We start from the raw sequence: 1,715 nt of genomic DNA on the forward strand, positions 1-1,715 counted from the left end.
GTAGATCGACCGGAGCAGTCGAGGGATGCGCTCCATGAAGAAGATCGAGTGGTCGGCCACCGCCGCACCCAGCTGCGGATGCATGTTCTGCATCGAGCCGGCCCAGGTGCCCTGGAACAGCCCCGTCCACTGGCCGAAGTACTTCCAGGTCAGCGAGTCGGGACCGAGCGGAACCGGTGGCGCGTCATACCCACCGGTGGCCACCGGGCAACCCGCGGCCACCGCGTCGTCACTGGCCGCCGGACATGTCTCGGACATTTCTTGTGTCACGGATGCACTTTCCCTCAGGCGTCAGCAGCAAACTGACTACGCTCGTTGTCATCACAGAGCCTAAGAGTCTCGCACCTCCGGGTCAAACAGTGGCGGACCGGCGACCGATGCGGTTTCTGATCACGCGACCGCGGTCGGGGCATAGTGTGACTTCAGTTGTTGTCACCGCCTGAGGAGTGTTGTGATTTCCGGTCGACGCCGCAGCCGCTGGTCCGGGGTACCGCTGCCGGACCGCCAGGCGCTGCGTCACGACGAACTGATCGCCGCCGGCGTGAAGCTGATGGGCAGCGCCGCCGGTCCGGCGTTGACCGTGCGGGCAGTCTGCCGCGAGGCCAAGCTGACCGAGCGCTACTTCTACGAGAGTTTCAACGATCGCGACGAGTTCGTCCGCGCCGTCTACGACCACGTCTGCACCACCGCGATGTCGACGCTGGTCAATTCCGATTCCCCACGCGACGCGGTCGAACGGTTCGTGGCACTCATGGTCGACGACCCGACCCGCGGCCGGGTGCTGTTGCTGGCCCCAGCGGCCGAACCGGTCCTGATCCAGTCCGGCACCGAGTGGATGCCCAACTTCATCGACCTGCTGCAGCGCAAGCTCACCGAGATCACCGACCCGGCGGTACAGGCCATGGTGGCGACCGGTCTGATCGGAGCGCTGACCGCGCTGTTCACCGCCTACCTCAACGGTCGGCTGACCGCCACGCGCGAGCAGTTCGTCGACTACTGCGTCGCCATGCTGCTCAGCAGGGTGAACAGCGCCTGAACCTCAGAAGCCCGGGCTGCTGACCTCAGCCAGTTCCGATTCCTCTTCGGTAGCCGACTGCTCGGCGGCCAACTTTGCCTCCCGACCGGCCGGGTTGCCGACCGAGGTACCGGCGTTGGTCGCGGTCGCGTGGTCGCCGTTGCAGTTCAGCGCCAGGTTGACCTCACCCGAGGACTGCTCATAGTAGACGTCGTCGATCATCGGGCGGGTGAACGTCCGGTCCCACGCATTGGTGACGATGCAGTCGTCCTGCGGCAGTCGGCTGCCGACGCGCACCGCAACGTGCGCCGATCCGCCGCCGCTCACTATCTCCGACGCCGCGTCGGAATAGGGCTCACCCACGACGTCGGGCGCCGCCACAGCCGTGCCCGCTCCCCACAACGCCGCGGAGGCCAGTGCCGCCGATGCTGCAAGTCCAAGAATTTTCTTCATATTGCGGCCTCCCTGCCCGGTGTGATCCCGGAGGGATGAAGGCCGTGAGCCGCTTCCCGGCGTCCGATTCGTGGCGCACGGCCCACGAACTCCAGGAGCTAACCCCAAGTTTAGCCGTCGACGGGATGAATATCCCGTTAATTTCTGCCGGTCAGCTGGTAGCCGACGGTCGCCCTACTCGTCGGGAGTGCTGACCTCTTCGAGCGCAGCTTCTTCCTCCTGCTGCTCGGCCTGCTGCTTGGCCAAC

Annotated in this window: 3 protein-coding genes; 1 reads left to right on the forward strand and 2 read right to left on the reverse strand. The window is 65.7% G+C overall.

Going from position 1 to position 1,715, the window contains the following annotated elements:
- Positions 1-270, reverse strand: a 270-nt coding sequence (locus tag ACN269_RS35125) for an oxygenase MpaB family protein (protein WP_421477711.1), incomplete at its 3' end; no start/stop codon positions are given.
- Positions 271-451: 181 nt separating this feature from the next.
- Between ACN269_RS35125 and ACN269_RS35130 the strand changes: the two genes are divergently transcribed.
- On the forward strand, positions 452-1,036 hold the full coding sequence (locus ACN269_RS35130) for a TetR/AcrR family transcriptional regulator (RefSeq protein WP_421477713.1): 585 nt from the start codon (positions 452-454) through the stop codon (positions 1,034-1,036).
- Positions 1,037-1,039: 3 nt separating this feature from the next.
- Here ACN269_RS35130 and ACN269_RS35135 read toward each other — a convergent pair whose 3' ends face one another.
- Positions 1,040-1,468: a hypothetical protein gene (locus ACN269_RS35135; RefSeq protein ID WP_421477715.1), complete on the reverse strand. Its 429-nt coding sequence runs from the start codon at positions 1,466-1,468 to the stop codon at positions 1,040-1,042.
- Positions 1,469-1,715 lie beyond the last annotated feature (247 nt).

This window comes from Micromonospora sp. WMMD736 (assembly GCF_049179015.1).
In the GTDB taxonomy this organism is placed as follows: Bacteria; Actinomycetota; Actinomycetes; order Mycobacteriales; family Micromonosporaceae; genus Micromonospora.